The sequence below is a fragment of the Paraburkholderia sp. RL18-101-BIB-B genome (assembly GCF_046026985.1).
Taxonomy (GTDB): domain Bacteria; phylum Pseudomonadota; class Gammaproteobacteria; order Burkholderiales; family Burkholderiaceae; genus Paraburkholderia.
Genome location: NZ_JARESV010000107.1, coordinates 1 through 8,283 on the forward strand (window position 1 = coordinate 1; position 8,283 = coordinate 8,283).

At 58.0% G+C, this 8,283-nt stretch carries 8 protein-coding genes and 1 pseudogene; 6 read left to right on the top strand and 3 right to left on the bottom strand.

Annotated features, from left to right (window positions below):
* Positions 1–405 precede the first annotated feature (405 nt).
* The 4 genes from P0D73_RS45585 to P0D73_RS45600 all read left to right on the top strand — a co-directional run bounded on the left by P0D73_RS45585 (position 406) and on the right by P0D73_RS45600 (position 4,984).
* Positions 406–681, top strand: a complete 276-nt coding sequence (locus P0D73_RS45585) for a YlcI/YnfO family protein (protein ID WP_408321285.1) — start codon at positions 406–408, stop codon at positions 679–681.
* Positions 678–977 carry a type II toxin-antitoxin system RelE/ParE family toxin gene (locus tag P0D73_RS45590; protein WP_408436241.1) on the top strand — a complete coding sequence of 100 codons (300 nt, stop codon included), beginning with the start codon at positions 678–680 and terminating at the stop codon, positions 975–977. The genes P0D73_RS45585 and P0D73_RS45590 overlap by 4 nt, the downstream gene beginning before the upstream one ends.
* Positions 978–2,102: 1,125 nt before the next feature.
* A complete protein-coding gene (locus P0D73_RS45595) occupies positions 2,103–3,518 on the top strand; it encodes an ISNCY family transposase (RefSeq protein WP_408436250.1) in 1,416 nt (471 codons plus the stop codon).
* Between the two features lie 881 nt (positions 3,519–4,399).
* Complete coding sequence (locus tag P0D73_RS45600; RefSeq protein WP_408436244.1) at positions 4,400–4,984, top strand: hypothetical protein; 585 nt, start codon at positions 4,400–4,402, stop codon at positions 4,982–4,984.
* 273 nt (positions 4,985–5,257) lie between these two features.
* Here the strand turns inward: P0D73_RS45600 and P0D73_RS45605 are convergent.
* The 3 genes and pseudogenes from P0D73_RS45605 to P0D73_RS45615 form a co-directional block, all read right to left on the bottom strand.
* Positions 5,258–5,697 (bottom strand): annotated as a pseudogene (locus P0D73_RS45605) (transposase family protein); the annotation flags it as partial.
* A 339-nt stretch (positions 5,698–6,036) separates the two neighbouring features.
* On the bottom strand, positions 6,037–6,510 hold the full coding sequence (locus tag P0D73_RS45610) for an RES family NAD+ phosphorylase (protein WP_408436247.1): 474 nt from the start codon (positions 6,508–6,510) through the stop codon (positions 6,037–6,039).
* Positions 6,507–6,935 carry an Xre family toxin-antitoxin system antitoxin gene (locus P0D73_RS45615; RefSeq protein ID WP_046565320.1) on the bottom strand — a complete coding sequence of 143 codons (429 nt, stop codon included), beginning with the start codon at positions 6,933–6,935 and terminating at the stop codon, positions 6,507–6,509. The genes P0D73_RS45610 and P0D73_RS45615 overlap by 4 nt, the downstream gene beginning before the upstream one ends.
* A 465-nt stretch (positions 6,936–7,400) precedes the next feature.
* Here P0D73_RS45615 and P0D73_RS45620 point away from each other — a divergent pair, with 465 nt between their 5' ends.
* Both P0D73_RS45620 and P0D73_RS45625 read left to right on the top strand, forming a co-directional pair.
* Positions 7,401–7,556, top strand: a complete 156-nt coding sequence (locus P0D73_RS45620; protein WP_153141799.1) for a hypothetical protein — start codon at positions 7,401–7,403, stop codon at positions 7,554–7,556.
* Positions 7,557–7,787: 231 nt separating this feature from the next.
* The gene (locus P0D73_RS45625) at positions 7,788–7,979 is read left to right on the top strand and encodes a hypothetical protein (RefSeq protein ID WP_408321296.1); all 192 of its coding nucleotides are present in this window, start codon (positions 7,788–7,790) and stop codon (positions 7,977–7,979) included.
* Positions 7,980–8,283 lie beyond the last annotated feature (304 nt).

Below are 8,283 nucleotides of genomic sequence, written 5' to 3' on the forward strand. Positions count from 1 at the left end.
ACCCAGCTGCTTGGCCCGCTCCAGCAACTCAAGCGGCAAGGTGACGTTGGTGGATTTACGCGGTCGAACTTCGAGGGCTTTGCCCATGTGCGGCTCCATGTAGCACACTATGTGCATTATGCTGCACATGATCGACGGATCGCAAGCGGATCGGCGGCCGATGGGGGCTACGCGGAACGCGTTAGGGCGCAGTCAGACGAGGTCCTTCCGGATCTCCTCAATATTTGGCTGAGCAGGTGGCTTTCGATGCACATTATGATTACAGAATGAAAGTGATCAGCATTTCGCAAAATACCTAATTAACCCGCCGACCCGACGTCTTGTCGATGACGCTCCGGCGTGCGAGACGCAAGCCTCTCAATAAGTTGGTAATATGTATCGCAAATGCATTACAGGAGGTTCGCCATGAAGACTGCAACGATCCCAGCGTTGCGTGTAGAGCCCGAGTTGCGACAGGCTGCAGAAGAAGTGTTGAACGAGAACGAGAGTCTTTCTTCGTTTATGGAGGCTTCGCTCCGCGAAAGTATTGCGAAGCGCCGGCTCCAGCGGGAGTTCGTTGCACGCGGTCTGGCCGCGCGCGACGAAGCGCGCAGAACAGGTGAGTATTTCGACGCTGACGATGTGCACGCCGAACTCGCGAGCCTGCTCGAGGTGGCCAGAACGGCAGGGCGAGGGCATTGACGTACCGTGTGCGCTATACCGCTGGAGCCCGTCGTGACCTGCTGCGGCTTTACAAATATTTGCTGGACCGGGATGTAGTGGCCGCGACACGCGCGCTGGAGGCGTTGCGAAAATGTGCCGAACTGCTCGAGGAATTCCCCTTCACGTGTAGGAAGGTGGATAAACACGATCCCTTTCTGCGCGAACTTATAGTGCCATTTGGCTCGGCAGGATATGTTGTTCTGTTCGAAGTTGACGACGCCAGTACGGTCACCATCCTCGCAGTCCGGCACCAGCGCGAGGATGACTATCACTAGGCAATCGTCTGTCGGCCAGATGCATTGCTCAACAACCAATCCCGAGCAGCGCGTAAGCGGCCAGTTCGATCGGACACGGCGAACGACGGATATCCTCGTCGGGCTCCGCCCAAAGGGTCGGGTAAGAATGAAATGAACGCGTCCCACCGCGCTCCGCTTACTTCGTGAGCGGGATCGGGCAGTCGAAGTATGGTTGCGCGATCAGGTTGTTCCTGCCGCGCAGGCACTCCGCGACAATCCCGGGCGAGCGCTGTCTGCCGATCAACTGCGCACTGAGCTCAAAAAATCCCGGGCGCGTCGCGGATGAATTGGAAGGTTCAGTTTGCCCCTGAAGCACTCGACCATTGCAGATACTCGAAGAACGGATCGCACAGGCTGGTGCTCCAATCACCGCGGAACGTTATGTCGATGCAATCGTAGACTTCTGTATGTCACTGCAGACGTTCGCTGCTCGCGGGGTCGCGCGCGAAGACCTGTTGCCGGGATTTAGAATTACGCACTTTCGCAAGCGCGATCATCGCTTGCTTGCTGGACGACGAAACTGTGTCTATCGTGGGCATCCTCTCTGGCGGCCAAGACTACGAGACTGCGCTTGGATCTAGAGAAGGAAAAGTCAGAGCGGAAATCTTGTAGACGTTACATACCCGCTCACTTGCGCCGGCTTGCCGGACACGGAATTTGTGCAACAACCTGCTGCACAATTGCCCGCGGTCCGTTCTCTCCAAGATCAAGGATGCAGAGCAACGAAGCCGTCGGCGAGACGCTTGAGCACGGCAGGCGCTGACGATGCAGATCGAGACAAATATTCGCGAGCGGGTAACTTGTCGCGGAATATGCGATGCGAGGCGACACCAAGCGAGCGGGCAAAGCGCAGTACGGTTGCCTTAAGAAGCGCCGGAATCACTGGAAGCGGAACTCTCGTCGATCGGCCTGATTGAAGAAGAGTAGCGCGATATTGCAGATTCACTCAGAATCTAGTTTGACATAAGATAAATTATCACCGTCAGTGGTGTCAGGGCTTTTTAGAAATGTCCGGTTCTGGCTCATTAGAAATGTCCGGTTCCCGGCTCCGGGCTGGCTGCGGTGGCGCATGCTGCGGCATCACAGCCAGCCCGGAGCCAGACCATGGACGGACGTGGATTCATCACGATCAGCATGCACGAGCTCGAGCGCGTGAAGATCATCGAGGCGGTCGTCCAGCATCGCCAGACGATCGTACTGGCGGCTGAACGGCTGCAGCTGTTTGAGCGTCAGGTCAGCCGGCTGGTGCGGCGCTACGAGGCTGCAGGACCGGCCGGGCTCGTGTCGGCGCGGCGTGGGCAGCCCAGCAACCGCGAACTGCCGGTGGATGTCCGTGCGCGTGCGATGGCGCTGGTGCGTGAGCGCTATGCCGATTTCGGGCCGACGCTGGCGTGCGAGAAGCTGGCTGAATGTCATGGCGTGGTGCTGGCGAAGGAAACCGTGCGGCGCTGGATGCGCGAGGCCGGACTGTGGATTCCCCGCAAACAGCGGCCACCGAAGCTTCACCAGCCGAGAAACCGTCGGGCGTGTCTGGGCGAACTGGTGCAGATCGACGGCAGCGATCACCGCTGGTTCGAGGACCGCGCGCCGGCCTGCACGCTGCTGGTATTCATCGACGATGCAACGGGCCGGCTGATGGCACTGCACTTTACGGCAACCGAATCGACCTTCAGTTACTTCGAGGCGATGCGCGCGTACCTTGAACAGCATGGCAAGCCGGTTGCGCTGTACAGCGACAAGGCCAGCGTGTTTCATTGCAATAGCCATTCGGTGACGCCAGGTAAGGGCGTCACGCAGTTTGGCCGCGCGCTGTACGAGCTGAATGTGGATACGTTCTGCGCCAATAGCAGCCAGGCCAAGGGGCGCGTCGAACGCGCCAATCTGACGCTGCAGGATCGTCTCGTGAAGGAACTGCGGCTACGCGAAATCAGCACGAAGGAGGCGGCCAATGCTTACGCGCCCCACTTCATCGCTGACTTTAACGGCCGGTTTGGCAAGATGCCGCGGAGCACATTCGATGCGCACCGGCCACTGCGTGCCGACGACGATCTTGATCTGATCCTGACGTGTCGCGTGCCACGGCGCGTGTCGAAGGTACTGACGGTGCAGTACGACCGGGTGATCTATCTGCTGGAGGATACGGTGGCGAACCGCAGCCTGATTCATCGTTATCTGGATGTGTTCGAGTATCCGGATGGGCGCATCGAGATTCGGGTGAATGGCGCTGCCCTGCCCTGTGTACCGTATGACCGGCTCTCGGAGATCGATCAGGCTGCTGTGGTCGATAACAAGCGGCTGGGACACACGTTGCAGATGGCGCAGGTCATTCAGGCGCAGCGCGATGACCGGCGGGCATCCGGATCACCATCGAGGACCAATCAGGGTGAAGCGCCGCGGCCAAAGGAGCGCAAGGTGGGCACCCGCAAGCAGCGCGAGCTGACCCGGGAACAGTTGAATGAAGCGATTCTGGGAACTGCCAGAATGCGGGTTGGCTCGGTGCTTAAAAGCCCTCTAACATAGAGATTTCTGAACCTCAAAACCGGACATTTCTAAAAAGTCCAAACCCGGACATTTCAGAATGGCCTCGACAAGTGGTGTCAGGGCTTTTTAGAAATGTCCGGTTCTGCCTCATTAGAAATGTCAGTGCATTCACAGAAACTGTTATAAAAATTCAACAGAAATCGTTCAGAAATGCCGTCGCCGTCTTTTCTAAACGGTTTACGTCGAAAACGGAACGCGTAGATGGTCTCGTGGCATTTCTGAAGGAATCACGTTAAGTCTCTATGGTGGCGACTTCTGGTGGCCCCAGCGGCTGGTATGCGAGTTACCTCCGGGGGCAGCATTTTGAGGCAGATAATTGAAATGTGAGACTTGTGATATAAACTTAAACGATCACATTTCTCAATATCGAGTACGCAATGGTTAAAGGACGTTCAAGTGCCGAAACGATGGCCCCCGCAAACATGGCCGCGTTGGCGCTCGGATCCCAGACCGCGGGAGGCGTCGGTGACATCGGCCGGAAGTGCATTCACAGAAACTGTTATAAAAATTCAACAGAAATCGTTCAGAAATGCCGTCGCCGTCTTTTCTAAACGGTTTACGTCGAAAACGGAACGCGTAGATGGTCTCGTGGCATTTCTGAAGGAATCACGTTAAGTCTCTATGGTGGCGACTTCTGGTGGCCCCAGCGGGTGGTATGCGAGTTACCCCCGGGGGCAGCATTTTGAGGCAGATACTTGAAATGTGAGACTTGTGATATAAACTTAAACGATCACATTTCTCAATATCGAGTACGCAATGGTTAAAGGACGTTCAAGTGCCGAAACGATGGCCCCCGCAAGCATGACCGCGTTGGCGCTCGGATCCCAGACCGCGGGAGCGTCGGTGACATCGGCCGGATCGTGATGGCGCTGGACGCGACACGTGCTGCTGCGACTGCAATTCTCGACGGGTTGGAAGACTTGGGCGGTGGCATGTCGGAGCACACCAAGGTAGAGCTGACTCGCAAGGTACGCCGGCGAATCAGCGAGCAGGAAGATAGTGTCCTGCAAGGTCTCGTCGATGCGTCACCGGTCAGGCTGATGACGCCGTCGCGCGCCGAGATGGAAGCTAAGGCGGTTGCAACTGTGCTGGACGGAACCACGTGGTTGACGGCTCAGATGGTCGGCAAGCGGCAGAATCCGGATGCCACGAATCTGCATGCTGTGACGAGTCGGTGGAAGAAGGAAGGCAGGGTTTTTGCCATCGAGCGGGCGGGCCAGACCTTGTACCCGAGGTACATTTTTGATGATCTCGGCAACCCGATTCCTGCACTGGCAGAGATCCTGAAGGTCTTCGAAGGCTTCACACCGTTCCGGATTGCCTCGTGGTTCGAGTCGACGAACAGTATGCTCCATGGGAAGCGTCCTCGCGAGGTCCTGGCAACAGGCCCCTTGGCCGTGATCGAGGCCGCGCGGGATCACGTGGTAGGAGCGGTGCATGGGTAGTACACAGCATCCTCCGCCGCCGTCGTCATTCACGCTTTCAGCCCTTCCGTCCCTAAAGTTGTTCTCCACCGGAAACGCTCCCACGTAAATCTGTATCGCATATTCCACGTAATCTGTGCTGGAAATGGTCGCACCCATTTTCAACAGAGATCACGTGGTTTCGGAGTGTGTCCAGCGTACACTTTCCTTCATTAATCGCGTGGCCCAACCAATTCCACGCAATTTATGACGGAAAGGCGCTCCCACGTAATCTGTGCTGGAAATCGCCGCCCGGCGGTGGTCGCTGCCATCAATCTGCACCAGTTCGCCCAGACACGCACGGCGGTTGTACGGCTGGTGCACCCGCGGTGCACGCTCCTTGCGCGGGATCCACAGCCCGGCCGCCCGCATCAGCGTGCGCACCGTCTCGACCGCCAGCCCGATACCGTGACACTCCCGCCGCTTCTCGCAGGTCAGCGTCGGACCAAAATGCGGGTAGCGCTCGCGGATCAGCGCCAGCGCCCGCTGAGCGTTGCCAGCAGGAAGCTGGTGGTTGCCCGGACGGCCACGCCAGCCGCCTCATAACGCCGCACCGGCCGCTCGACTTGGCGCACGCCCAGTCCCAGCCGTTCAGCCGCCTGGCCCGGCCTGAGCCGGGCCTCGGTCACCGCCTGGATGACCTTGAACCGGTCCACCTCGCGCATCGTCATCGTGATCATCCCAGTCCCCTTCATCGCCGGCTCCATGATGGATGTCCGGCGCTCAACCTACCCAGAACACGACATTTCTATTTAGCGGAAACCCGACATTTCTATTTGGGACGTACAATGAAAAGGTTCATAAATAAGGTTATGCAAAAGTTAGGATTACTATTTATATTTATGTCAAATTGTCAGGGCAATTAACAGAAACTGACAGCCGTGTCGGCTTTGGCAACCAGACATGGGGAATACAAGAAGACGCTGCACTGGCCATTGCGAGTGGCGATTGCGAACTAAACTAGAAGCCACGTCCCAGTCATTTCCGTTGAGGAGCAAAGCGTCGAGGCGAGGCTAGCCGACCACCATCGTAATCTAGGAGTGTCCGACCGTCGGCATCACAAAGAGGCGTTCATCCCACACCACGGGTTGCGGCTCGGTCACAACAATCCGCGTCGCGTCGGGGTGTGCGGGATTGACCAGCACGTTGAACTCTGCACGGACGACGACGGAAGGTACCATCAGGAGCGCGGTACGCGACTCGGTCAGCCAGGCGTCGCCGAACTCCCTTGCCGCCTGCAGTGCTGGCGCATCCCATCCCCTTGGCAACGATTCGGCCGAATGGAGTTCGACGCGAATATCGTCGGGAACCGCTGCTTCAACCCATCCGTGTGTCTTCGGCACCTTGCCGATGCGCGCATGAACAAGAACTTCGAGCATCGCACCGGCGAAGGTCAACGCGGCGTAGATGACCGGTCGCCCCGGGCTATTGAAGCGGCCGCCCACCAGCATCGCGCCGGTGCCGCTCCAGACCGTATGTCGAGTGTCGGCGATTCGAAACAACTTCACGCCGGCAACCCATAAAACAGTTTCCAGAGCAGCTCTTCGACCCGGCGCGCGCCGAGCTCGGTCAGCGCAACATCGAGTGGCGCCCGCCCCTCGAGCTCCGGGTGCGGCGTCGACAGGAATTCCCGCGCGTCCTCTTCGTCGTTCCAGACGTAGGCCGTCGTCGCGACGATCCTGGCCAGCCGCTCAGTCTTTTCCGATTCGTCTGGCGTCAGCCGATCGCGACGCCGCTTATAAGTCGCTTCGGGGATGATGCGGGCAAGTAGCGCACGCCGGGCGTCAGCGCCCTGCGTCGCATGTTCGACGCCCGCGCGCAGCGCGGACTTGGGCAGTCCGTCGCGGACAAGTGCTTCGAGTTCCGCGAGCGTGTGCGGGACCTGCCGCAGTTCCATGACTGCGGCCACTGCCTCAGGCGTAATCAGTGACATGAGACTCCCGACTAAAGTATCAGTTGATACCCAATTATAGCGCAATTGATACTGTCCGCAAACCCATCTTCAACTAGCAGGCGCCAGCGGGGAGACTGCCGAGACGGCTTCCTCGACATCGTCCATGCCTGCGAGAATCACCCACATAGCATGACGGCCCGTTACGGCCTACAGAAATCTTTCATGCACGAACTGCTCAAGCAATTAAGCATCCGCTCGCGACGGGATGTCGCACCGGGCATACGGGTAAATCATTTATAGTGCACTGCACAAGCCCGTGTGATCGGTAGATGCGACCTGATGGTTGTGTTATAGTGCACTGCACAAAATTCGTCCGATCGGCAAGCGCGTCCGACGATCGCGTCCGGCGTTGCCGGGTTGGCGGACCGGGATGCCGCTGAAGTTGAGTCGACACGCCTGTCAGCCACGTCCAGTTTCTGTCTACATCATCAAAATGAGGTCCCTGTGAAATACCTTACCCGCATCGCCGCGTCTGGAGCACTCCTGGTCGTCGCTCTCGGTATCGTCACCTTCGCCCAGATCAAGTTCGCGCCGCAATCCGCAGACAACAACCCGGTCGCACGGATCGTTCTGAACGTCGAATCGCAACTGAACGGTTGAGCGACTCCACCGCCGTATGTAGCTCGCGCCCCGCAGGCAAAGAAAAACCCGCCAGGCTCCGAAGAGAACTGGCGGGTTTGAGCTACTGATTTCGGATTCACATACCAGGCGATGGTGACGGAGTTGACGCCTGCTCAGGCTCCTCCAGCGACCAGCCAGCCTCCATGTCCACGGCATCCAACACCTTGGCAGGTCACCAATCGTCAATTCGAGACGCTTCATCGTGGCCTCGTGAGACAGGCAATCTTTCCCCTTCGACGTTTCGATTATCAGAAACTTGAAGAGCGTGTCGCCACACTGATCCAGCGCAAGCCAGCCCTCCCCGCCCTGCGCAAGTTGTCACCGCGCAACCTGAAGGCATGGGCGAATCCAGAATTTGTGCAGCAACCTCCTGCACAAATTGAAGCCTCTTCGGCCTGGTAAACATAGGATTGCGAATTAAACGCCGATCACTTTAATTATGTAAAATCCCAATGTGCATCGAAAACCACCTGCTCAACCAAATATGGAGGAGATCCGGAAGGACCTCGTCTGACTGCGCCCTAACGCTTTCCGCGTAGCCCCCATCGGCCGCCGACCCGCTTGCGATCCGTCGATCATGTGCAGCATAATGCACATAATATGCTGCATGGAGCCGCACATGGGCAAAGCCCTCGAGGTTCGACCGCGTAAATCCACCAATGTCACCTTGCCTCCCGAGGTGCTGGAGCGGGCCAAACAGCTTGGC

What these genes read in the sequence shown, in the direction of transcription:
- P0D73_RS45595 (WP_408436250.1), top strand. Translation starts at nt 2,103, where the DNA reads ATGGACGGACGTGGATTCATCACGATCAGCATGCACGAGCTCGAGCGC.
- P0D73_RS45585 (WP_408321285.1), top strand. Translation starts at nt 406, where the DNA reads ATGAAGACTGCAACGATCCCAGCGTTGCGTGTAGAGCCCGAGTTGCGA.
- P0D73_RS45615 (WP_046565320.1), bottom strand. Translation starts at nt 6,935, where the DNA reads ATGTCACTGATTACGCCTGAGGCAGTGGCCGCAGTCATGGAACTGCGG.